Genomic DNA, 22,836 nt, shown 5'->3' with positions numbered 1-22,836 from the left:
TCAGCGCACCGTGGCGTCCGGCGTGCGCTGCAGGCGACCGGAGGCGAAGAAGTTCTGGATGAATGGATGGTCGACGTTCATGACGTGATCAAGCGGGCCGTAAGCCAGTATACGTCGCTCGCCCAGCACGGCGACCTGTGTTGCCAGCGCTGTCAGCGTATCGATGTCATGGGTGACCAGAACGACGGTGAGGCCGAGTTGCCCGCGCAGCGTGCGGATCAGGCTGACGAATGCGGCCGAGCGGTCCGGATCGAGGCCGGCGGTGGGTTCGTCGAGCAGCAGAAGTTCGGGTTCGAGTGACAGCGCCCGCGCCAGCGCCACCCGCTTGATCATGCCGCCGGACAGTTCGGACGGCATCAGCCAGGCATGCCGGGGTTCGAGTTCGACCATGGCCAGTTTCATCATGACCAGATCGCGGATGGTGGCGCGATCCAGCCAGCGCAGCTCGCGCAGCGGGAAGGCAATGTTTTCGAACACATTGAGCGCCGAGAACAGCGCACCTTGCTGGAACAGCACGCCGAAGCGCTGGCGCAGCCGGCGCTCGGCCAGCGCGTCGCCGGAGAACAGCGGCTGGCCGAAGACGCGTATCTGCCCGGCGTCAGGCTGCAGCAAGCCGATCACCTGGCGCAGCAAGGTCGTCTTGCCGCTGCCCGAGCCGCCGACCAGCGCCACCACTTCGCCAGCCGCGACGGACAGGTCGATGTCCTGATGCACCACGTTCGTGCCGAAGCGCGTCACCAGCCCGCGAATGTCGATGACCGGCGCGCTCATCCGCCGGGCAGCCCGATGTGACGCGTGGCAATGGCAAACAGCGCGTCGACCAGGATGACGCAGGTGATCGCGCTGACCACCGATTTGGTCGTGTTCGTCGACAGGCTTTCGGTGTTGGGTTTCACCGACAGCCCGAAATGGCAGGCCACCAGCGCAATCACCAGCCCGAATGCAACGCCTTTCGCAAGCCCGATGTACAGATTGGCGATCGGCACCACGCGCGGCAGCGTGTCGAGAAAGAAGCCGTAGCTCATGTCGAGCTGTATCGATGCGGCCACCATGCCGCCGAACAGAGCGGCCGACGATGTCCAGAGCACCAGCAATGGCAGCGCCGTCACCAGCGCCAGCACCTTGGGCAATACAAGGCGCAGGCTGCGCGGCACGCCCATTGTCGCCAGCGCATCGATCTCTTCGGTCACCCGCATCACGCCGAGCTGCGCCGTCATCGCCGAGCCGGAACGTCCTGCCACCAGCACGGCGACCAGCACCGGCCCGAGTTCGCGCACGATGCCGATGCCCAGGATGTTGATGATGAATACGTCTGCGCCGAAGGTCTTCAGTTGCAGCGCCGACAGATATGACAGCACGACGCCGATCAGGAAGCCGACCAGCGCGGTGATCGGCAGCGCACTGACGCCGGTCTTGTAAAGATTGGCGGAAATCTCGCGCAGCGGCGATTCCTGCGGCCGGCGCGCGATGTGCAGCAGGTCGAGCAGCAACTGACCGATCAGTGCGACCAGATCGCCGATCCGCCGTGCGAACGACAGGCCGGCAAGGCCCAGTGCAGCCAGGGAGTCGAACGGCGACGCCCGCGGTGGCGCCACACGGCTGCGCGCGCCGAGCACCGAAGCGGATCCCAGCATCGCAAGCGTGTGCTCGCCGGCGTCAAGCGTTGACGGCAGACGGTCGCCCCAGATGCGCCAGAGCAGGCAGGCGCCGAGGCTGTCGATGCGTGCGATACCGGTCAGATCCCAATGTGCGGCTGCCCGTGCCTCACTCGTGTCGAGCGCAGCGCGCAATGCATCGATACGGCCTTCCAGCTCTTGCAGCGTCCAGTCGCCCTGCAGCGACGCGACCGGCGCAGCGCCCTCCCGATCGAACGATACGGTCGGCGCGCTCATGCAGATGTCAGCGCGTCACGCCGGCTGCAAGGCGAGCAGTGCGCAGCTTCAGTTCGATTCCGATCACGCTCCACAGCCTCAGCTCGTCATGCAGGCTGGCATTGGTCAGTGGCGAAGCCGACAGCCATTCCGCCCGCGCGCCAAGTTGATAGCCACTGCCGGTGCGCTCGATGGTCAGCGGCAATTCGTTGAAATCTTCGCGGCTGCGATGCAGCAGCACCGCCAGACGCAGGCAGAGGATCAGCGACCAGTCGCGCGCGTCGGCGGAAGCCGAGTTCACCTTTTCAAGCTTGCCGCGATGCGCCAGCACGATACGCGCCAGACGCGATTGGTCCATGCGCGAAAAACCCGGCATGTCGGCGTTGCCGACGATGTAGGCGCTGTGCTTGTGATAGCCGGCGTGCGCGACCGAGATACCCAGTTCATGCAGGGAGGCTGCCCAGCTCAGCATCTGCAGGTCGGGGTGATCATCGGGGTGCTCACCCGTTGCCGCCGGATTGAGCGCGCGGAAAAGTCGCTCCGCCGTACCTCGCACGCGCTCGGCCTGCTTCTGGTCGACCTGATAGCGCCGCATGAACTGCAGTACCGTCGCATCGCGCAGATCCTGGTGGTGATAGCGGCCGAGGAGGTCGTACAGCACGCCCAGCCTCAGCGCCCCTTCCGAGAAATTCATGCGTTCCAGCCCGAACGCATCGAACACCGCCGACATGATGGCGAATCCGCCCGCCAGTACCGGCAGGCGGTCGGGACGCAGGCCGGCGATGCCGAGCCGGTTTACGTCGCCGACGCGCAGCAGCAGCGCGCGCAGCTTTTCCATGGCCTCGCGGGTCAGCGCACCCTGCGACCAGCCGTTCAGTTCCATGATGTCGAGCAGCGCCCTTGCCGTACCGCTCGACCCGACGGCTTCGTCCCAACCAAGCGAGCGGTAGCCGTATTCGATGGTTTCCAGCTCGCGCCGCGCCGCCAGTTCGGCTTCGCGCAGCGAGCGCTTGTCCATCCGGCCATCCGGAAAGTAGCGCAAGCTGAACGCCACGCAGCCGATGTACAGCGATTCCAGCGCCAGCGGCTCGAAGCTGCGACCGATGATGAATTCGGTCGAGCCACCGCCGATGTCGACCACCAGTTGCTGGCTCGACGGGTTGGGAAGCGTATGCGCGACGCCGACATAGATCAGCCGGGCCTCTTCGCGCCCGGCGATCACCTCGATCGGAAAACCCAGCGCCGCCTCGGCCTGTGGCAGAAGTTGCGGTGCATTCTTGGCCACGCGCAGGGTGTTGGTGGCCACTGCGCGCACCTGGTCCGGTGCGAAGCCGCGCAGACGCTCATTGAATCGCGACAGGGCTTCCACGGCCCGAAGCTGCGAAGGGCCGTCAAGCAACTTGCCCTGTCCAAGTCCCGCAGCCAGCCGGACAGTTTCCTTCAGGCCGTCCAGCGGGTAGATCTGATCGTCGACAACCCGGGCAACCTGGAGACGGAAGCTGTTCGAGCCCAGGTCAACCGCAGCAAGTAGTTCGTAGCTCATGCATCCGTGACTGAAAGTGATCAGCGACGGAGTTTAACAGCCGGGTGCACACGTGCCTTCAGCGCGTTTGCGTCACACGGCTGTAATAATCGAACATGTTTCATGTCACACAATAGCGAGTTGCCTACTGATGTCGAATCCGGACTTTTGCTCATGAACCCAACGCTTCTGGTGCCACGTTTCGCGCCTGACCACTTCATCAACCGCGAACTGTCGCTGATCGCCTTCAACCGACGCGTGCTCGCGCAGGCTGCCGACGAGCGTGTGCCGTTGCTCGAACGGCTGAAGTTCCTGTGCATCGTATCGAGCAATCTGGATGAGTTTTTCGAGGTGCGGATCGGCGGCCTGCGCGAGCAGATCAAGCTTGGCGCGCGCAGTGTCACGTCGGACGGGCGTTCCGCGCAGGAGGCCTTGCGCCTGATCGCGAACGAATGCCATCAGCTGATCGCCGAGCAGTACTCACTGCTGAACGACGTCATCCTGCCCGCGCTGGAAACCGAAGGCATCGTTTTCCTGCGCCGAGGCGCTTGGACTGAAGAACAGCAAAAATGGATACGCGACTTCTTCATGCGCGAACTGATGCCGGTGCTGACCCCGATCGGGCTGGACCCTTCACACCCGTTCCCGCGCGTGCTCAACAAGAGCCTGAACTTCGCAGTGGAACTGGACGGCCGCGACGCGTTCGGCCGCAGTTCGCGGTTCGCCATCGTGCAGGCGCCGCGCGCGCTGCCGCGCGTCATCAAGCTGCCGAAGGACCTGACCGGCGTCGACCACGGCTTCGTATTCCTGTCGTCAGCGATGCACATGAATGTCGGCGATCTGTTCGAAGGCATGAATGTGCTCGGGTGCTATCAGTTCCGCGTGACCCGCAATTCCGACCTCTTCCTCGACGAGGAAGAAGTGAAGAACCTGCGTCTGGCGCTGCAGGGCGAACTGCCGCAGCGCCACTACGGTGATGCGGTGCGCCTTGAGGTGGCCGACAACTGCTCCGAGCACATGGCGGACTTTCTTCTGCAGCAATTCAATCTGACCCGCGACGACCTCTACCGCGCGCCCGGCATCGTCAATCTGGTTCGGCTCATGCAGGTACCGAACTGGGTGGACCGGCCGGACCTGAAGTACCCGCCGTTCACGCCGACGCTGCCGCGTGCCATGGAGAAGCGCTATGACATCTTCTCGATGTTGCGCCGACAGGACATCCTGCTGCATCACCCGTGGGAGGCCTTCACGCCGGTGATCGACCTGGTGCAGCAGGCGGTGGATGACCCGGAAGTGGTCGCGATCAAGATGACCGTGTATCGCACCGGCATCGATTCGGTGCTGATGGAGGCACTGGTGCGCGCGGCGCACAAAGGCAAGGAAGTGACCGTCGTGGTTGAGCTGATGGCGCGTTTCGACGAGGAAGCCAACATTAACTGGGCATCGCGGCTGGAAGATGCCGGCGCCCACGTGGTGTATGGCGTGTTCGGCTACAAGACGCACGCCAAGCTGCTGATGGTTGTACGGCGCGAGGAGATCGACGGTGTGCGCAGCTTCCGGCGCTTCGTTCATCTGGGAACCGGCAATTACCACCCCAGTACGGCACGCTTCTACACCGATTTTGGTCTGATGACGGCAGATGAGCTGATTGGCGAAGACGTGAACGAGGTGTTCAAGCAGCTGACCGGGCTCGGCCACGCTGGCACGCTGACCCACTTGTGGCAGGCGCCGTTCACGCTGCACAGCAATGTCATCGCCGCGATCAACCGCGAAGCGGACAACGCACGCGCGGGCCGAAAGGCGCGCATCATCGCGAAGATGAATTCTCTGGTCGAAGACGAAACGATCGAAGCGCTTTACCACGCCAGCCAGGCGGGTGTCGACATCGATCTGATCGTGCGCGGCGTATGCGCCTTGCGCCCCGGTGTGCCGGGCCTGTCCGACAAGATCACAGTGCGCTCCATCGTCGGCCGCTTCCTCGAACATTCGCGCATCTATCACTTCCACGCCGACGGTGAGGAAAAGCTCTATCTGGCCAGCGCGGACTGGATGGAACGCAATTTCTTCCGCCGCATCGAGGTGGCATTTCCGATACTCGATCCGAAACTCAAGCGGCGCGTGATGAAGGAGGGATTGCGCCCTTACCTGCTCGATAACAGCCAGTCGTGGGAGATGGAGCCCGATGGCCGGTACCGCAGGCGGGTGTCTCGCGCTGCACGCCACTGTGCGCAGGAGACCCTGCTGGCCGAGTATTCGCGCGGCGGCAAGTAATGCGCCGCCGGCCGGCGAACCGACTCAAGCGCTGGCGGGAATTGCCGTAAACCGGATGTGTTCAATCCATCCGGACAAACGTCAAGGTGAAGGTCGCCCAGTCCATCCTGCTCGTGTCGCTCGCCGCCACCCTCATGGCGTGCGACAAGTTGCCCATTCCGGATCCGAATCGCGCAGCGATGAAAAAGGAGCTCGACAGCAAGGCTGTCGGCGGAGCCTGTCGTCATGCCGGCCGGGCGTTGGAGGACTGCTACCGGCTCAATCCGAAGGCATCGAAGGCCGCCGTCTTTGCCGGTTGGCGCGAAATGAACGACTACATGACGGAAAACAAGCTCGAAGTCGTGATGCCCACCCTGCCGCCGCGAGGCACCCGCATGGTGAGTGAAACTGCACACTCCGGGACGCCACCCGCAGATTCGCCTGAAGACACCGACAAGGCCAGCGCCGATAAGGCATCCAACGAAAAGAAGAAGCCGGACAGCAGCAGCGCGACACCCTCGGGCGAAAAAAACCCCGCACTCACGGCGGGGTGATTCCCGTTCCGGTCGCGCGTGCGACCGGGTCGCGGATTTAGCGCACCGCAGCCAGATCGCTCAGATCCTTGCCGTCGATCTTTACCCGCGCAAGCGTCACGTCACCGTCGTCCATATCGAGCGGTTCGATGCTCACCCGGCCCGAATCCAGCAGTTGCTGCAATTTCTGTTTGCCGATGCTCGACGCGGTCGTGGTTTCGAGCGCTTCAAGGCCTGCTGCCCTCACACGCACGCCATCAGCGTAAAACGTACTGCCATCCACCGCGTAGTGCCGCTGAGCCGGCGCCTTCGGCGGACGGAACACCGGAGCAGCGGCGGCAACTGCCACAGTGCGTCGGGGCGACGTGGCCGTCACCGATATGCGCTTCTTTGCGGCAACATTGACCGCAGGGCGGATCTTTTTCTTGACTTGCTGGCTGCTCGCCACAGTCCGCGCCGCGTAGGCGTCGTCCATCGTACCGAACAGCGAAAATCCAAACAGGGCAGACAGGGCAATTGCGCCCAGCGTTTTACCGATCATGCACGTCTCCCGAAGGTGCTCGCAGCGCGGAACGATCTGAAAACTTCGATCAACGTTGTGAGCCAATTTATTGTTTAGGATGATTTTTCCAATATTAACCATTGCAGCCGCGCAGCGCCAGTACCGCCGAAGCATGTCGGCACGACTTACAATGGCGGCGATTCCCTTTCCGTACTCCGCACATGCTTCGCGTTTTCGGTATCCGGCGCTGTGACACGATGTCCCGCGCCATGGCCTGGCTGAACGAACACCAGCTCGAATTCCATCTGCACGACTACAAGAAGGACGGTGTGCCGGCGGACCGGCTTGCCGGCTGGATCGAACGTGCCGGCTGGCGGGCGATCGTCAATACGAAAGGCACGACCTTTCGCAAACTGCCACCCGAACTGACCGCCGAACTGGACGATGCGAGCGCGCAGTCTCTGCTGACAGAACATCCGTCAGCCATCCGTCGGCCCATCATCGAGCATGGCGGACACTTGCTTATCGGCTTCGATCCGGCGCACTGGAGCGAAATCCTCAAGCGCAAGTCCGATGAGTGAGCGCGACTTCATGCAGCGCTTCCTGTTCGAAGCGCTGGACATTCGTGGCGCGCTGGTCCGCTTCGACCAGGGCTGGCAGGCGATGCAGCAGGGACGCGGCTATGGCGCCGTCGCTACACGACTGCTCGGTGAGGTCACCGTGGTCACGCTGCTGATCGGCGGACAGCTCAAGCAGCCGGCCCGCCTGACGGTTCAGGTACGCGGCCGCGGCCCGGTCGAGACCCTGGTCGTGGATTGCGACCAGCAGCTGCGCCTGCGCGGCATGGCCAGTGCTCCGCCGGACCTGGCCGATGCACCGGTCCCGACACTGCTCGGTGAAGGACATCTGGTGATGACCTTGCAGACGGATGAGGCGGAAACGCCCTATCAGAGCCTGGTACCGCTGGAAGGCGACTCGGTGGCGGCGGTGTTCGAGCACTACCTTGCGCTGTCGGAGCAGCAACCGGCGGCGCTGTGGCTGCACGCCGATGCCGAATGCGCGACCGGCCTGTTCCTGCAGAAGCTGCCGGATGCCGACCGCAAGGATGCCGATGGCTGGAACCGCCTGTGCCACCTCGCCGCGACCGTGACGTCGGACGAACTGAAGACGCTGGCGCCCGAGGCACTGCTCGGCCGCCTGTTTGCCGAAGAGGCGGCGCGCGACGGCATTCGCCTGTTCGCACCGGCGATTCCGCACCATCACTGCCCGCGCGACGAACAGAAGTTGCGCCGGCTGGTGCTGTCGCTCGGTCGCGAAGAGGTCGAATCCATCCTGCGCGAACAGGGAGAAGTGCATATCCACGACGACATGTGCAACCACGACTACCGCTTCAGCGCGCTCGACATCCAGCTGCTGTTCGGTGAAGCTCCGCCCGCCGTGCATTGATGCAGCCGCCGCATGCCCCCCTCCGGCAGTTGCCGGTGCTCCGGTCACTATGTAGACTTTCGAAATTTCCCGCGGACACCTCATGGCGCGCAAGCCCGCTCCCCCGGCCGTAGAACTCAAAAGCGCCACGCTCGAAGCCATGCGTGCGCTGCTGCACGCGGCAGATGCGTCATCGGTCGCGGCAGCGCTGGACGCGCGGCTGGGTGCAACCCCGGGTTTTTTCTCGGGCGAACCCGTGGTCATCGACGCAAGCGCGCTGCCGCCGGATGCTGCGCCCGACTGGGCAGGCATCCGGAACGCGTTGGCCCGCCACGCACTGACCGCCGTCGCGGTTCAGGGGGCCGATGACGCTGCTGCCGAGGCCGCACGCGCACTGGGCTTTGCGGTCGTGGCCGGCGATGCGCAGCCCGACCGGGCGCCCGTGTCCGAACCGGTCGTCGAGCCGGTCTTAGAAGTCGAGACCGTCATCGCCGAGGCGCCCGAGCCGGTGGTCGCACCGCCAGCAGCGGCCCGGCGTGCCGAAATCATCGACAAGCCGCTGCGTTCCGGTCAGCGCGTGTATGCCCGCGGCTGCGACCTGATCGTACTGGCCATGGTCAGCGCAGGCGCCGAGGTGATCGCCGACGGCAACATCCATATCTACGCGCCGCTGCGCGGGCGTGCGCTGGCGGGTGCGTCGGGCGACGTGCAGGCGCGCATCTTCACCACCTGCTTCGAAGCCGAACTGGTCTCGATCGCCGGCGTTTACCGCACCTTCGAACATACCGCGCACAGCGAGCTGCTGCGCAAGCCGGCGCATGTGCGGCTGCAGGAACATGAAGATAAACAGGTACTTGATGTCGCTGCACTGGCGACCACCTGAAACACCAGAGGGAGAACAAGAGTGACCCGTATCGTAGTCGTCACATCCGGCAAGGGCGGCGTGGGCAAGACCACCACCAGCGCCGCCTTTTCGTCCGGCCTCGCCATGAGCGGCAAGAAGACAGCCGTCATCGACTTCGACGTCGGCCTGCGCAACCTCGACCTGATCATGGGCTGCGAGCGGAGGGTCGTGTATGACTTCGTGAATGTGCTGCACGGCGAAGCCAACCTTACGCAGGCGCTGATCAAGGACAAGCATTGCGACAACCTGTTCGTGCTGCCGGCGTCGCAGACCCGCGACAAGGATGCGCTGACCGAGGACGGCGTCGAGAAGATCCTGAACGATCTGGTCGGCATGGGCTTCGACTACATCGTGTGCGACTCGCCGGCAGGCATCGAACACGGCGCGGTCATGGCACTCACCTTTGCCGATGAAGCCATCATCGTCACCAATCCGGAAGTCAGTTCGGTGCGCGACTCGGACCGCATCCTCGGCATCCTGCAGTCGAAATCGCGTCGTGCCAAGGAAAGCCGCGAGCCGGTGAAGGAGCATCTGGTCATCACCCGCTATTCGCCCAAGCGCGCCAACGACGGCGAAATGCTCAGCTACGGCGACGTGCAGGAAATCCTGCGCATTCCGGTTCTGGGCGTCATCCCGGAGTCTGAAATCGTGCTGCAGGCGTCGAATCAGGGTACGCCGGCGATTCACATGGAAGGCAGCGATGTCGCGCAGGCCTACGCCGACGTGGTGGCCCGTTTCCTCGGCGAAGAGCGCCCGCTGCGCTTCGTCGATTACGAAAAGCCCGGCCTGCTCAAGCGCCTGTTCGGAGGGAAGTGACATGTCGCTGCTGTCACTGATTTTCGGCCAGAAGCCGAAAACTGCATCGATCGCGAAGGAAAGGCTGCAACTGATCATTGCCCGCGAACGCGGCGCGAATTCGTCGGCCGACTTCCTGCCGGCGCTGCAGCAGGAACTGGTGGCGGTCATCTCGAAATACGTGCGCGTTAATCCGGAAGACATCAAGGTACAGCTCGAAAAGCAGGACAACTACGAGGTGCTTGAAGTCAACATCGTGCTGCCCGATCAGCGCAATTGAACCTCACCGTACCGCGCGCGCCGCGTCATTCGATCGACGTGTCCGAGGGGGCCGGCGTGCGTTACCTGCACTTCGGTTCGGAGTGGATACAGGGTGCGATGCGCGTCGCGCGCCCGTTTGCGCTGGAACTGGAATACACGCGTGAAATGATGTTGCCGCTGCTGCTGGCGGCAGACGAGAGCTGGCCTGCGCAGGTGCTGATCATCGGCCTGGGTGCCGCATCGGTCACCAAATTCCTGTACCGAAACTGCGCGCAGTCGGCTTTGACCGTGGTCGAGATCGATCCGCGCATGCCGGCGGCGGCCGCCAGTTACTTCCGCCTGCCGCCGGAAGACGGAAGACTGCGCATCGTGATCGACGACGGCGCGACATTCGTCGCGGCCAGCGAGCAGCAATGGGACCTGATCCTGGTCGATGGCTACGATCACCGTGCGCGGGCCAACTCACTGGATACCGAAGCCTTCCATCGCGCCTGTCGGGCCAGGCTCGCGCCCGGCGGACGGGTCTGTCTGAACCTGTTCGGTCGCACGCGCGGTTTTCGCGCCAGCGCACAGCGGGTGATGGATGCCTACGATGGGCGCGCGCTGGTACTGCCCTCGCTCAACGAGGGCAACGCGATCTGCATCGCGTCGACCGACCATGGAACTGGCTTGTCGATGGACGTGCTGCGCGCCCGGGCGCAGCGTCTGCGTGCCGATACCGGGTTGAATCTGGCACCCAGCCTGAGCCGGATCGAACAGGCTGGTTATTGCGCGGGGGGCCGCCTGGTGATCTGAACGAGCGCGCCTGCTTCAGACCTCGGGACGCACAAAAAAAGCCGGCAATGCCGGCTTTTTCCATTGCCGAAGCGGATGTTCAGCGACGCGACACCAGCGGTCCGGCTTGCGATGCGAAGTACGCCGCCAGATCCGCCATGTCCTGCTTGCTCAGCGCACCGACCTGGGCGGCCATGATGGCATTCTTGCGCGCACCGCTCTTGTACGACAGCAGCGACTGCAACAGATAGTCCTCGTGCTGCCCGCCGATGCGCGGGAAAGCCGGCGCCGGGCTGTTGCCGTCGGCACCGTGACAGGCCGCGCATGCAGCCGATTTTTCCTTGCCGCGCGCCACGTCACCTGCGAACGCGAAGCTGCTGCCCAGCAGCACAGCGGCTGCAACCACCATCGTTTTCTTGATCATCACGACCTTCCTCATTTCTGCGCGGAGTAGTACGCCGCGATGTCGGCCATGTCCTGTTCGGTCAGGCTGGCGGCAATGCCCTTCATCGACGGGTGATTGCGGTCACCGCTCTTGTAGGCCTGCAGCGCGGCGACGATGTATTCGGGGTACTGGCCACCGATCAGCGGCACCTTGTAGGTTTTCGGAAACACGGTCTGGTAACCCGGAATGCCGTGGCAGCCGATGCACATGGCGACCTTGTCCTTGGCGGCTTCTGCATTGCCTTCGACGGCGAAGGCAAGCGGGCTGACACAGAGGGCTGCGACAGCGAGAACGGTTCTGGCGCTCATCGATGATCTCTTTTTGAAGGTTGAACTTATTTCGGAAAATCGCCGCGCAGTGTAGCGAAGGACGGGGTGACCGTCAAAACCGCTGCGTGCTGCGCGGCATGCAGATTCAGGCTGCCGCCGTATCGACCACCAGGCGACCGCGTACTTTCCCTTCGAGGAAACGAGGCGCGACGTCGAGCACTTCATCGAGCCTTACCACCTGCGTCATGGCGTCGAGCTTGGCCATCGGCATGTCGCGCACGATGCGCGCCCAGGCTTGTTCGCGCGGTCCGTGCGCCACGGTGACGCTGTTGATGCCGTACAGCGTCACGCCACGCAGGATGAACGGCGCGACGGTGGCCGGAAAATCCATGCCCTGGGCCAGCCCGCAGGCGGCGACTGCGCCGTTCTCGCGCGTGGCGGCGCAGGCGTTTGCCAGTGTGTGCGAGCCGACGCTGTCCACGACACCGGCCCAGCGCTCGCGCGCCAGCGGCTTGCCCGGTGCCGAAAGCGTCGCGCGATCGATGACCGATTCGGCGCCGAGCGACTTCAGGTAGTCGGTTTCGTCGAGACGGCCGGTGCTCGCCACCACGCGATAGCCCAGACTGGCCAGCAGTGCCACGGCCACCGAACCCACGCCGCCGCTGGCGCCGGTCACCAGTACTTCGCCGTCGCCCGGCTTCAGGCCGTGACGTTCCAGCGCCAGCAGGCAGAGCATGGCCGTGAAGCCGGCGGTGCCGACGGCCATCGCATGCTTCGCATCGAAGCCGGTCGGCAGCGCAACCAGCCAGTCACCCTTGATCGAAGCACGTTGTGCAAGACCGCCCCAGTGGCCCTCGCCCACGCCGAAGCCGGTCAGCACGACCTTGTCGCCGACCTTCCAGCACGGATGGTCGCTGTGCTCGATCACGCCTGCGAAATCGATGCCCGGCACCATCGGCCACTTGCGCACGATGGGGCTGCGCCCGGTGATCGCCAGCGCATCCTTGTAATTGAGGCTGGACCACTGCACGGCAACGCGCACATCGGCTTCGGGCAGTGCCGCGTCCTCGACATCGCTCAGGCGGGCGATCGTCTTGCCGTCTGCGCCCTGCTCCAGCAATATGGCCTTGAACATCTTCGGTTTCCTCCGGTCATTGACGGTCTGCAGCGCGCAGGATACTTGCTGGCCCGCAAAGCAGTAAGGTTGCGGCGGCGACAACGGTCTTCCACTCACATTCTCCATCGCATCGCCACAGGGCTCAATCACGCATGCACGCCACACTTCCGCTCCTGCGAACGACCGACTTCCCGCCGCTTGCCCGCCGCCACACAGAAATCCTGCAGCTGAATCTGGGCTACACCTGCAACCAGAGCTGCCTGCACTGCCATGTCAACGCGGGGCCCGGCCGCACCGAACAGATGAGTCTGGCGACTCTGCAGGTCGTACTCGACTTCATCCGCGCCTCCGACGTGCGCCTGATCGATCTGACCGGTGGCGCGCCGGAAATGAATCGGCACTTCCGCTGGCTGGTCGGCGAGGCGCGGAAGCTGGACGTCGCCGTGATCGACCGCTGCAACCTGACCATCCTGTCCGAACCCGGCTACGAGGACATGGCGCGGTTTCTGGCCGACCATCAGGTGCAGGTCACCGCGTCGCTGCCCTGCTATCTCGAGGACAACGTCGACCGCCAGCGCGGCGATGGCGTGTTCGCGCGCAGCATCGCTGCACTGCAGCAACTCAACGCGCTCGGCTATGGACAGCCCGGTTCCGGGCTCGAACTGAATCTGGTGTTCAACCCGCAGGGGCCGTCGCTGCCACCGCCACAGGCAGCACTGGAGCAGTCGTATCGCGATCACCTCGGCAGCGCATTCGGCATCGTGTTCACCCGCCTTTACACACTGGCCAACATGCCGATCCAGCGTTTCGGGTCGACGCTGGTATCGAAGGGGCAGTTCAACAGCTACATGCAGACGCTGCGCACCGCCCACCGCGACGATAACCTGGACAGCGTGATGTGCCGCAATCTGCTGAGCGTCGATTGGGAAGGCCATGTCTACGACTGTGACTTCAACCAGATGCTGGGTCTGTCGCTGCGCATCGATGGCCGGCCGCGTGTGCACCTCTCCGAACTGATCGGCCGCGACGTGTCAGGCACGCCCATCGTCGTCATGGATCACTGCTACGGCTGCACCGCGGGACAGGGCTCGTCCTGCGCCGGCGCGCTCGTCTGAAGGGTCCAGCATGAATGATCCGGTGGTGTTCGGTGTCGCCTTCTGGGGCTTTCTGGTGCTGTACGGCGTCGGCATGTATGCGCTTTCGCCGCGTGCCGTCGGGCGGGCCGGCTTCTTCGACGGCCACGACGAAGCGGGTCGCCCGGCCGGCACCTGGGCGCTCGGCGCCAGCATCTTCATTTCGTGGATCTTCGCCAAGTCGATCACCAACGCGGCCAATCTTGGCGCGACCTATGGCATCGTCGGCGGTCTGGCGTATGCGACCTACTGGTTGTCGATTCCGCTGGCTGGCTGGGCCATCCTGAGACTGCGCAGGCGCTACGGCGCCACCAGCCTGATGTCCTTCCTGACCGGCCGCCACGGCAGGCTGGCGGCGCTGGCCTTCTCGATCGCTATCCTGGTGCGCCTGTTCAACGAGGTGTGGAGCAATACGGCGGTCGTCGGCGGCTACTACGGCCCGGCCGGTTCGACCGAATTCATCGGTGCCGCGCTGCTGTTCACCGCCGCCACGTTGTTCTACAGCCTGAAAGGTGGCCTGCGCTCGTCGATCTACACCGACGTGCTGCAGACCGGCCTGTTCGTGCTGTTCTTCGCCGTCGTGCTGCTGCTGGTACTGCCGACGCACGGACCGGTGGCGCTCGCGAGCACCGGCGATTTCCGGCTCGATGCCGGTGTCGACCTGCTGCTGGTCGCTGCACTGCAGGTGCTGTCCTACCCCTTCCACGATCCGGTGCTGACCGACCGCGGCTTCATCACCGAAGAAAAGCGCATGCTGCGCGCCTTCGTCTGGGCCGGCGCGCTTGGCTTCGTGTGCATCCTGCTGTTTTCGCTGGTTGGTGTGCATGCCCGGCTGGAAGGTCTTGCCGGCGGCGACAACGTGCCGGCAGCACTCGCCCGAAGCATGGGTCCGGCGGCGCTGTTCCTGATGACCATCGTCATGGTGGCCGCCGCAGGTTCCACGCTCGATTCGACTTTCTCGTCCCTGGCCCGGCATGTGGCGCAGGAACTGCCGCAACTGGCCGGGCGCCCGGAGCCGAAGCGCGCCATCGCCCTCGGCATGGGCGCCATGGCGCTGTTCTCGATCATCGGCAATCTGCCGATGATTGCCGGCACCGATATCCTGAAGGCGACGACCATCAGTGGCACCATGGTGATCGGCTTGGCGCCCATCTTCCTGCTCGCCGGCTTCACGCAGCCGGGCACGCGAGCCGCGATGTGGTCCTTCCATCTGGCGTTCTGGACCGGGCTCGCGCTGGGTGTGCTGCTGGCGGCCGGGCTGATTCCGGAAAGCTGGGCCATAGGCACCGGCAAGTACGCCAAACTGCTCGGCGTGAACCTTTACGGACTGCTGCTATGCACCGCAGGCTATCTGCTGCCGCCGCTGATTGCAGGGCGGATGCGATGAACTCCGATCTCGTCGACAGCACGGCCGACGACGGTCTCGCCGACCCCGGCCGCAGTTGTCCGCTGCATTACCGCTACGGTGCGGCCGCGCTGGCAGACACCCGCGCCGACCTGGTGACGGATACGCTGTATGTCGTCGGCGGCCTGTACGGCAACCGGCCGGCGCTTGATGCGGTAGAGCACCTGTTCAACGGTGAGTACGGCGACGCACGCCTGCTCTTCAACGGTGACTTCCACTGGTTCGACATCGACCCGGCCCGCTTTGGCGACGTGCAGCGGCGTGTGCTCGCGCATGACGTGATCGCCGGCAACGTCGAAGCCGAACTGGCCGATGGATCCGGGGATGCCGGTTGCGGCTGCAGCTACCCGGACGACGTGCCCCAGGCGCTGGTCGACCGCTCCAACCTCATCCACTCACAGCTGTCGCGCACCGCCTGTCACGGCCCGCACTGGCGCGGCGAACTGGCGGCGCTCGATTTCTGGCGCGGCGTACGCATCGGCGACGCCCGCGTCGGCGTGGTCCATGGCGACGCCGATTCGCTGGCTGGCTGGTCCTTTGACGCGCGAGCGTTGCGACAGCCGGCGTACGGCGCCCGCTACGCGGAGCTGTTTGCCCGCGCACGCTGCGACGTGTTCGCCAGCAGCCATACCTGCCTGCCGGCGCTGAGGCGATTCGACGGTCATGCGGTCATCAACAACGGCGCTGCAGGCATGCCCAATTTCCGCGGCCGTCTGTGCGGCGTCATCAGCCGCATCGCACTGACGCCGTCGCCGCATCCGGTGCTGTACGGCACGCGCGTCGGCGCGCTGCATGTCGATGCGCTCGCGCTCGACTACGATCCGGCGGCCTGGCGAGCCGAATTCACCGCGCAGTGGCCCGACGGCTCGGCGGCCGCACTGAACTACCGCGATCGCATTGATCACGGCCCTGACTGGACACCTGAAGAGGCGGCACCATGAACGCACGCAAGCTCGCCCTGCTCGGGGTGGTCGTGGCGCTGGTCGCCGCCTTCTTCATCCTCGATCTCGGCCGCTTCTTCGATCTGGCCTGGTTCAAGGCGCAGCAGCGCATGCTGACCGACCAGGTCGATGCGGCGCCCTGGGGGGCGGCCGCGGTGTTCTTCGCGATCTACGTCGTCGTGACGGCGCTGTCGCTGCCAGGTGCGGCGATCATGACGCTGGCCGGCGGCGCCCTGTTCGGTTTCGCCAAGGCACTGGTCATCGTGTCCTTCGCATCCAGTCTGGGCGCCCTGCTCGCCTTCCTGATCGCGCGCTTCCTGTTGCGCGACTGGGTGCAGGCGCGCTTCGGCACGGCGCTCGAGTCGATCAACCGCGGCGTCGAGAAGGACGGTGCCTTCTATCTGTTCACGCTGCGTCTGGTGCCCGCGTTCCCGTTCTTCGCGGTCAATCTGGCGATGGCACTGACCGCGCTGCCGGCACGCACCTTCTACTGGGTGAGCCAGCTCGGCATGCTGGCCGGCACCATCGTGTTCGTGAATGCAGGCACCCAGATCGGTCGTATCGAATCGCTGTCCGGCATCCTGTCGCCCGGGCTGATCGGGGCCTTCGTGCTGCTGGGCGTGTTTCCGCTGATCGCCCGCAAGGTGATCGATGCGGTACGCAGTCGTGCCGTGTTCAGCCGCTGGCCGAAGCCGGCGCACTTTGACTACAACCTGCTGGTGATCGGCGGCGGCAGTGCCGGTCTGGTCACCGCCTACATCGGCGCCGCAGTGAAGGCGAAGGTGGCGCTGGTCGAGCAGCACAGCATGGGCGGCGACTGCCTGAACACCGGCTGCGTGCCGTCGAAGGCGCTGATCCGCTCGGCGCGGCTGCTGTCACAGATCGCGCACTCGAAATCGCTCGGCGTGCGCGAAGCGAGCGCTCAGTTCGATTTCGCCGATGTGATGGAGCGCGTCGCGCGCGTGGTGCGTGCAATCGAACCGCATGATTCGGTGGACCGCTATACCGCGCTGGGTGTCGATTGCTTCGACGCCAGGGCGCGCATCACCTCGCCGTGGACGGTCGAGGTGACGCAGCACGACGGCAGCACGCGCACGCTGAGCACGCGCAACATCGTCATCGCAGCCGGCGCCCGCCCCTTCGTGCCACCGATACCCGGCATCGAGACGATGGATCTGCTCACCTCGGACACGCTGTGGTCGCTGCGCACCCTGCCCGGCCGTCTGCTGGTGCTCGGTGGCGGCCCGATCGGCTGCGAACTGTCGCAGGCATTTGCGCGCTTCGGCGCGGCGGTCACCCAGGTCGAAATGGCACCGCGACTGATGGGACGGGAAGACCCTGACGTGTCGGCGCTGGTCGAAGCGCGTTTTGCGGAAGAAGGCGTGCGTGCGCTGACCGGCCACAAGGCGGTGCGCTTTGCGCGGGAAGGCGATGCGAAAGTACTGTACGCCGAAGGCCCTGAGGGTGAAGTACGCATCGAATTCGACACGCTGCTGTGCGCCGTCGGACGCACGCCCAACGTCAGCGGCTATGGTCTGGAAGAACTGGGCATCACGCTGCGGGCCAACCGGACGGTCGATACCAACGACTACCTGGAAACGCTCTACCCCAACATCTTCGCCTGCGGCGACGTGACCGGCCCTTTCCAGTTCACGCACACCGCGGCGCACCAGGCGTGGTATGCCGCAGTCAATGCCCTGTTCGGCCGCTTCAGACGCTTTGCGGTCGACTACTCGGTCATTCCGTGGGCCACCTTCACCGAACCCGAGGTGGCGCGCGTCGGTCTGAACGAAACCGACGCGAAGGCGCGCAACATTCCGCACGAAGTGACGATCTACGAACTGGATGACCTCGACCGCGCGATCACCGACGAGGTGGCGCACGGCTTCGTCAAGGTGCTCACCGTACCCGGGCGCGACCGCATCCTGGGCGTGACTATCGTAGGCGAACACGCGGGCGAACTGATCGCCGAATACGTGCTGGCGATGAAGCACGGCCTCGGGCTCAACAAACTGCTGGGCACCATCCACATCTACCCGACGATGAATGAGGCGAACAAGTTTGCCGCCGGCGTCTGGAAGAAGGCGCATGCGCCACAGACGCTGCTCGCGTGGGTCGCGCGCTATCACGCCTGGATGCGCGGATGAGTCGACTGTCCGTCGTGCTGCCGGTGCTGAACGAAGCCGCGACCATCGGCGATGCGTTGTCGCGCGTGCCGGCAACCGACGTCTGCGGCATGCAACTCATTGTCGCCGACGGCGGCAGTCTCGACGCCACCGCATCGATCGCCGCCGCGCATGGCGCCCGCGTCGTACGCGCGCCGCGCGGTCGTGCGCTGCAGATGAACGCCGGTGCGCAGGAGGCGACCGGCGACGTGCTGCTGTTCCTGCACGCCGACACGCAGCTGCCGCCCGACGCGCTCGCACGCATCGATCGAGCGATCGCAGCCGGTGCGCAGTGGGGGCGGTTCGATGTGCGCATCGAAGGTCGCCACCCGCTGCTCGCGGTCGTCGCCGCCATGATGAACCTGCGTTCCCGCCTGACCGGCATCGCCACTGGCGATCAGGCGATCTTCTGCACGCGCACACTGTTCGATGCACTGGATGGCTACGCGCCGATCGCGCTGATGGAAGACATCGACTTTTCCACCCGTGCGAGGGCGAGGTCGCGACCGGCCTGTCTGCGCGCGCGCGTCATCACGTCGGGCCGCCGCTGGGAGCGCCAGGGGGTACTGCGCACCATCTTGCTGATGTGGCGCCTGCGCCTGCGTTATTTCTTCGGTGCCGATCCGGTCGATCTGGCGCGCGACTACCGGCCGCATCATGAGTGAATCCGGAACGGCGGTACTGGTGTTTGCGCGGGCGCCCGAATCCGGCCGCAGCAAGACGCGGCTGATGCCCCTGCTGGGCGCCGACGGCGCGGCGCGTATCGGTGCGCAGCTGACCGAACGTGCGCTGCAGGTGGCCGCCGACGCGGCCATCGGACCGGTCGAACTGTGGTGTGCACCGGACTGCAGCCATGACTTCTTCGAACGCTGTCGCGACCGGTACGGCGTGTCGCTGCACGCCCAGAGCGACGGCGACATCGGCACGCGCATGACGCAGGCCTTCGACGACGCCCTTCGTCGCCATGCAGGTGCGCTGCTGATCGGCGCCGACGCCGTGTCGCTGCAGTCGACCGACCTGCGCGCAGCGGGTGTTGCGTTGCGCCGCCACGATGCGGTGTTCGCTCCGGCAGAGGATGGCGGCTATCTGCTGGTGGGGCTGCGCGTACGGCAAGCCACCCTGTTCGAAGGCATCGCGTGGGGCAGCGCCGGGGTGTGGTCGCAAACCCTTGCGGTGATCGAGCGGCTCGGCCTGCTCACGCATGTGCTCGCGACCGGTTACGACCTCGACCGGCCGGATGACTATCGACGCGCCGTGGCCGAAGGTCTGCTGGTGCCCGAACCGTGCTGACCCGCCTGCGCGCGCTGCTGCTGGCCATCGCGCTGGCGCTGACCTGCGAAGTGTCGGCGGCCGCGGCAGACTCGTTGTCGCTGCCCGCCTTTTCGACTCAGCCCGCCGGATCGACCGTGTCGGGCTGGACCGCCTACACGCTGGGCGGCAAGGCAGCGCCGGCCGATTTCCGGCTGGCCGAACTGGATGGCCTGACCGTGCTTCGTGTCGAGGCGTCGAATGCCGCCTCGGCGCTGATCCACACCCGCCGCTTCGATCCGCTCGCCACGCCCTGGCTGAACTGGCGCTGGCGCGCCGATGTACTGCCAGCCGCCGGGCGCTTCGCGACGCGGGACGGCGACGACTACGCGCTGCGCGTCTATGTGCTGTTCGATCTCGATCTGTCGAAGCTGTCTTTCGGCACGCGCACGAAAATCCGGCTGGCGCGCACCTTCTACGGCGAGCAGATTCCAACCGCCGTGCTGTGCTACGTGTGGGACACGCGCGCCGCGCCGGGCTCGCGCGCATGGAGCGCCTACACCGACCGGGTACGCATGATCGCCGTCGACGGCGCCGGTTCGCCGACCGGCAGCTGGCGCGACGTGACCCGCAATCTGGTCGAGGATTTCCGGGAAGCTTTCGGCGAAGACCCGCCGGCCGTGACCGGCATCGTCGTGGCGAGCGACAGCGACAACACCGGCGGACAGACCCTCGGTTATTTCGGAGACCTGTCGGTCACCGCCCGGTCACCGCTGCAGCCACCCCCATGAAACGTCTCGTCCTGCTCGGCGGCGGTCACGCCCACCTGTTCGTGCTGGAAGCTTTTGCGCGCGAACAGCCCGACGCGGTGGTCAGCCTGATCACGCCCGATGCGCTGACGCCGTACTCCGGCATGATGCCGGGCGTCATCGCCGGCCATTACGACTACCGGCAGGCCTGCATCGATCTCGCCCCGCTGGCAGCGCGGGCGGGCTGCGCGCTCAGGCTGGATGCCGCGGTGTCACTGGATGCCGGGCAGCGGCAGATCCGGCTGGCCAGCGGCGAGGTGATCGACTACGACATGCTGTCGATCGACACCGGTTCGACGCCGCGCATCCCCGATCTGCCGGGTGCCGACACCTGCGCGCACCCGGTGAAGCCGATCGGTCAACTGCTCGAAAGCTGGCACACCGCCCGCGCCGCTCGTTCTGCTGCAGTCGTCGGCGCCGGGGCGGCCGGCGTCGAAATCATCATGGCGCTGCATCACCGCCAACCACGGATGCGCTGCACCCTGATCGACCGCGCGCCCCACATACTCGACGGACTGTCAGTGCGCCTGCAGCGGCGGGTGATGATCGAACTGGCGCGTCAGCGGATAGACGTGGTGACCGATGCGCGCGTGTCCGGAGTCGATGGCGACGCGCTGAATCTCGGAGACGGTCGCAGCATTCCGAGCCAGTTCACCGTGTGGGCCACCGGCGCCGCCCCGCCGGCCTGGCTGCGCGGCAGCGGTCTGGCAAACGACGAACGCGGTTTCATCGCGACCGGCCCGACGCTGCAATCACTGTCACACCCTGAAGTGTTCGCCGCCGGCGACGTGGCGACGATGATCGATTCGCCTCGCCCGAAGTCGGGCGTTTTTGCCGTGCGCGCCGGTCCGCCACTGGCCGCCAACCTGCTGCGCGCCGCGCGGGGCGACACGCTGCAGCTCTGGACACCCCAGACACAGGCCCTGCTGCTGCTTGCCTGCGGCCGTCGCCACGCCATCGCCTCACGCGGCGGCTGGTCGCTGCAGGGAGATTGGGTATGGCGCTGGAAGGACCGCATTGACCGCGCATTCATGCGCCGTTTCGGCGGCTAGCGGCAGATTCAAGTTGCAAGATTCAAGATTCAAGGAACGACCTACTTGCATCTTTCATCTTGAATCTTGCATCTCAGGTCATCCTGCCGGCGGCGAGGCGGATGCGGCGTGTGCAGCGCGACGCCAGCGCTTCGTCGTGCGTCACCAGGATGAGCGTGGTGCCTTGTTCGGCATTCATGTCGAACATAAGGTCAATGACCGATGCGCCGGTCGCGGCGTCGAGATTGCCGGTAGGTTCGTCTGCCAGCAGCAGTCCGGGTTCGGGCGCAAAGGCGCGCGCCAGCGCGACCCGCTGCTGCTCGCCACCCGACAGCTGGCGCGGGTAGTGCGTCATCCGCCCGCCCAGGCCGACCCGTTCCAGCAGTGCCACCGAGCGCTCGCGCACCCGGTCGACGCCTGCGAGTTCCAGCGGCAGCATGACGTTTTCGAGCGCGGTCAGCGCCGGCAGAAGCTGGAAGGACTGGAATACGAAGCCGACCTTTTCGCCGCGCAGCTGGGCGCGGGCGTCTTCGTCGAGCGCAAAGATGTCCTGCCCGGCGATGCTGACCGAGCCGGCAGATGGCAGGTCGAGCCCGGCCAGAAGACCGAGCAAGGTCGATTTTCCTGAACCGCTGGCGCCGACAATGGCCAAAGCTTCGCCGGCACGAACCGTGAAGGCGATATCCTGAAGAATCTGCAGCGGCGCGTTCCCGCTGCTCACCTGCTTGCCCAGCCCGATGACTTCAAGGACGGTCGGGCGAGTTTCCGGAGTGTCTGTAGGCATGAAAAAAGTGTTGTTCTCGATGTTGTGCATGGTGTTCGCTGCGCTGCCGTTGCAGGCGCAGACACTGCTGGTGGTCGGCGACAGTCTGTCAGCCGGCTACGGTCTGCGCCAGCATGAGGCATGGCCTGTGTTGCTCGGGCAGAAGCTGGCGCAGGCGGGTTACGCCCATTCGGTCGTCAATGCAAGCACCAGCGGTGACACGACGGCCAACGGCCTGTCGCGCATAGACGCAGCGCTTGCGGCGCACAAGCCGGCCATCGTCATTCTCGCGCTCGGCGCCAACGACGGCCTGCGCGGCCTGCCCGTCAAAAGCATGCGCGACAACATCGAATCCATGACGCGCAAGGCACAGGCGGCCGGCGCCCGGGTGCTGATCGCCGGCATGCAGCTGCCGCCGAACTACGGCCCCGACTACACGCAAAAGTTCTCCGCTGCCTTCAGCGAGGTGGCCACAACGACCCGCTCGGCGCTGCTGCCTTTCCTGCTCGATGGTTTCGCCACCGATCCGCGCAGCTTCCTGCCGGACGGCATTCATCCGGTTGCCAGCGCACAGTCGCGCATCGTCGACAACATCTGGACGCCGCTCAAGCCTCTGCTCGGCAAGGTGGCCGACACGGCTTCGGCCACGCGCCAGCGGTGATTGCGGTCCGGC

At 65.3% G+C, this 22,836-nt stretch carries 25 protein-coding genes; 17 read left to right on the top strand and 8 right to left on the bottom strand.

Annotation, left to right across the window (positions count from 1 at the left end; genetic code table 11):
- The 3 genes from NMQ16_RS00650 to ppx are packed head-to-tail and all read right to left on the bottom strand — an operon-like array spanning window position 1 to window position 3,414.
- A complete protein-coding gene (locus NMQ16_RS00650) occupies window positions 1-771 on the bottom strand; it encodes an ABC transporter ATP-binding protein (protein WP_257078529.1) in 771 nt (256 codons plus the stop codon).
- On the bottom strand, window positions 768-1,892 hold the full coding sequence (locus NMQ16_RS00645) for an ABC transporter permease (protein ID WP_257078528.1): 1,125 nt from the start codon (window positions 1,890-1,892) through the stop codon (window positions 768-770). The genes NMQ16_RS00650 and NMQ16_RS00645 overlap by 4 nt, the downstream gene beginning before the upstream one ends.
- 7 nt (window positions 1,893-1,899) lie before the next feature.
- The gene (ppx, locus tag NMQ16_RS00640) at window positions 1,900-3,414 is read right to left on the bottom strand and encodes an exopolyphosphatase (protein WP_257078527.1); all 1,515 of its coding nucleotides are present in this window, start codon (window positions 3,412-3,414) and stop codon (window positions 1,900-1,902) included.
- A gap of 153 nt (window positions 3,415-3,567) precedes the next feature.
- On the opposite strand from ppx, the gene ppk1 reads away from it, so the two are divergent.
- Window positions 3,568-5,664, top strand: coding sequence for a polyphosphate kinase 1 (gene ppk1 / locus NMQ16_RS00635; protein ID WP_257078526.1), 2,097 nt, complete (start codon window positions 3,568-3,570; stop codon window positions 5,662-5,664).
- 86 nt (window positions 5,665-5,750) lie between these two features.
- Window positions 5,751-6,197 carry a hypothetical protein gene (locus NMQ16_RS00630; RefSeq protein ID WP_257078525.1) on the top strand — a complete coding sequence of 149 codons (447 nt, stop codon included), beginning with the start codon at window positions 5,751-5,753 and terminating at the stop codon, window positions 6,195-6,197.
- 37 nt (window positions 6,198-6,234) lie between these two features.
- On the opposite strand, the gene NMQ16_RS00625 is transcribed toward NMQ16_RS00630, so the two are convergent.
- The gene (locus tag NMQ16_RS00625) at window positions 6,235-6,819 is read right to left on the bottom strand and encodes a hypothetical protein (protein ID WP_257078524.1); all 585 of its coding nucleotides are present in this window, start codon (window positions 6,817-6,819) and stop codon (window positions 6,235-6,237) included.
- A gap of 80 nt (window positions 6,820-6,899) precedes the next feature.
- Here NMQ16_RS00625 and NMQ16_RS00620 point away from each other — a divergent pair, with 80 nt between their 5' ends.
- The 6 genes from NMQ16_RS00620 (at window position 6,900) to NMQ16_RS00595 (ending at window position 10,858) form a co-directional block, all read left to right on the top strand.
- Window positions 6,900-7,259 (top strand): Spx/MgsR family RNA polymerase-binding regulatory protein, encoded by a 360-nt coding sequence (locus NMQ16_RS00620; RefSeq protein WP_257078523.1) that lies wholly within the window; start codon window positions 6,900-6,902, stop codon window positions 7,257-7,259.
- Window positions 7,252-8,124 (top strand): Hsp33 family molecular chaperone HslO, encoded by an 873-nt coding sequence (locus NMQ16_RS00615; protein ID WP_257078522.1) that lies wholly within the window; start codon window positions 7,252-7,254, stop codon window positions 8,122-8,124. Before NMQ16_RS00620 ends, NMQ16_RS00615 begins: the two co-directional genes overlap by 8 nt.
- Window positions 8,125-8,206: 82 nt before the next feature.
- Entirely contained in the window at window positions 8,207-8,986 is a 780-nt protein-coding gene (gene minC, locus NMQ16_RS00610; RefSeq protein WP_257078521.1) for a septum site-determining protein MinC, read from the top strand.
- Between the two features lie 21 nt (window positions 8,987-9,007).
- A complete protein-coding gene (gene minD / locus NMQ16_RS00605; protein ID WP_257078520.1) occupies window positions 9,008-9,823 on the top strand; it encodes a septum site-determining protein MinD in 816 nt (271 codons plus the stop codon).
- 1 nt (window position 9,824) lies between these two features.
- Entirely contained in the window at window positions 9,825-10,082 is a 258-nt protein-coding gene (gene minE / locus NMQ16_RS00600; RefSeq protein ID WP_069040319.1) for a cell division topological specificity factor MinE, read from the top strand.
- Window positions 10,079-10,858 (top strand): fused MFS/spermidine synthase, encoded by a 780-nt coding sequence (locus NMQ16_RS00595; protein WP_257078519.1) that lies wholly within the window; start codon window positions 10,079-10,081, stop codon window positions 10,856-10,858. Before minE ends, NMQ16_RS00595 begins: the two co-directional genes overlap by 4 nt.
- A gap of 79 nt (window positions 10,859-10,937) precedes the next feature.
- Here NMQ16_RS00595 and NMQ16_RS00590 read toward each other — a convergent pair whose 3' ends face one another.
- From NMQ16_RS00590 to NMQ16_RS00580, 3 genes are all read right to left on the bottom strand, one after another.
- Complete coding sequence (locus NMQ16_RS00590) at window positions 10,938-11,261, bottom strand: cytochrome c (protein ID WP_257078518.1); 324 nt, start codon at window positions 11,259-11,261, stop codon at window positions 10,938-10,940.
- 11 nt (window positions 11,262-11,272) lie between these two features.
- On the bottom strand, window positions 11,273-11,590 hold the full coding sequence (locus NMQ16_RS00585) for a c-type cytochrome (RefSeq protein WP_257078517.1): 318 nt from the start codon (window positions 11,588-11,590) through the stop codon (window positions 11,273-11,275).
- Between the two features lie 106 nt (window positions 11,591-11,696).
- Window positions 11,697-12,686 carry an MDR family oxidoreductase gene (locus NMQ16_RS00580; RefSeq protein ID WP_257078516.1) on the bottom strand — a complete coding sequence of 330 codons (990 nt, stop codon included), beginning with the start codon at window positions 12,684-12,686 and terminating at the stop codon, window positions 11,697-11,699.
- A 134-nt stretch (window positions 12,687-12,820) separates the two neighbouring features.
- On the opposite strand from NMQ16_RS00580, the gene arsS reads away from it, so the two are divergent.
- Genes arsS through NMQ16_RS00540 form a run of 8 tightly spaced genes read left to right on the top strand, consistent with a single transcriptional unit; the run spans window position 12,821 to window position 21,421 of the window.
- On the top strand, window positions 12,821-13,783 hold the full coding sequence (arsS, locus tag NMQ16_RS00575) for an arsenosugar biosynthesis radical SAM (seleno)protein ArsS (RefSeq protein WP_257078515.1): 963 nt from the start codon (window positions 12,821-12,823) through the stop codon (window positions 13,781-13,783).
- Window positions 13,784-13,793: 10 nt separating this feature from the next.
- Complete coding sequence (locus NMQ16_RS00570; protein WP_257078514.1) at window positions 13,794-15,188, top strand: sodium:solute symporter; 1,395 nt, start codon at window positions 13,794-13,796, stop codon at window positions 15,186-15,188.
- Window positions 15,185-16,147: a metallophosphoesterase gene (locus NMQ16_RS00565; protein WP_257078513.1), complete on the top strand. Its 963-nt coding sequence runs from the start codon at window positions 15,185-15,187 to the stop codon at window positions 16,145-16,147. The genes NMQ16_RS00570 and NMQ16_RS00565 overlap by 4 nt, the downstream gene beginning before the upstream one ends.
- Window positions 16,144-18,294, top strand: a complete 2,151-nt coding sequence (locus tag NMQ16_RS00560) for an FAD-dependent oxidoreductase (RefSeq protein ID WP_257078512.1) — start codon at window positions 16,144-16,146, stop codon at window positions 18,292-18,294. The genes NMQ16_RS00565 and NMQ16_RS00560 overlap by 4 nt, the downstream gene beginning before the upstream one ends.
- Window positions 18,291-18,977 carry a TIGR04283 family arsenosugar biosynthesis glycosyltransferase gene (locus NMQ16_RS00555; protein ID WP_257078511.1) on the top strand — a complete coding sequence of 229 codons (687 nt, stop codon included), beginning with the start codon at window positions 18,291-18,293 and terminating at the stop codon, window positions 18,975-18,977. Before NMQ16_RS00560 ends, NMQ16_RS00555 begins: the two co-directional genes overlap by 4 nt.
- Window positions 18,970-19,602, top strand: a complete 633-nt coding sequence (locus tag NMQ16_RS00550; RefSeq protein WP_257078510.1) for a TIGR04282 family arsenosugar biosynthesis glycosyltransferase — start codon at window positions 18,970-18,972, stop codon at window positions 19,600-19,602. Before NMQ16_RS00555 ends, NMQ16_RS00550 begins: the two co-directional genes overlap by 8 nt.
- Window positions 19,596-20,351: a DUF3047 domain-containing protein gene (locus NMQ16_RS00545; RefSeq protein WP_257078509.1), complete on the top strand. Its 756-nt coding sequence runs from the start codon at window positions 19,596-19,598 to the stop codon at window positions 20,349-20,351. Before NMQ16_RS00550 ends, NMQ16_RS00545 begins: the two co-directional genes overlap by 7 nt.
- Window positions 20,348-21,421 (top strand): FAD-dependent oxidoreductase, encoded by a 1,074-nt coding sequence (locus tag NMQ16_RS00540; protein ID WP_257078508.1) that lies wholly within the window; start codon window positions 20,348-20,350, stop codon window positions 21,419-21,421. Before NMQ16_RS00545 ends, NMQ16_RS00540 begins: the two co-directional genes overlap by 4 nt.
- Window positions 21,422-21,494: 73 nt before the next feature.
- On the opposite strand, the gene NMQ16_RS00535 is transcribed toward NMQ16_RS00540, so the two are convergent.
- On the bottom strand, window positions 21,495-22,184 hold the full coding sequence (locus tag NMQ16_RS00535) for an ABC transporter ATP-binding protein (RefSeq protein ID WP_257078507.1): 690 nt from the start codon (window positions 22,182-22,184) through the stop codon (window positions 21,495-21,497).
- On the opposite strand from NMQ16_RS00535, the gene NMQ16_RS00530 reads away from it, so the two are divergent.
- Window positions 22,183-22,824 carry an arylesterase gene (locus NMQ16_RS00530; protein WP_257078506.1) on the top strand — a complete coding sequence of 214 codons (642 nt, stop codon included), beginning with the start codon at window positions 22,183-22,185 and terminating at the stop codon, window positions 22,822-22,824. The two genes, NMQ16_RS00535 and NMQ16_RS00530, sit on opposite strands and share 2 nt — an antisense overlap.
- Window positions 22,825-22,836: the final 12 nt, after the last annotated feature.

This window comes from Methyloversatilis sp. XJ19-49 (assembly GCF_024580145.1).
Lineage (GTDB): Bacteria > Pseudomonadota > Gammaproteobacteria > Burkholderiales > Rhodocyclaceae > Methyloversatilis.
This window is presented reverse-complemented; position numbering and strand designations above follow the sequence as displayed.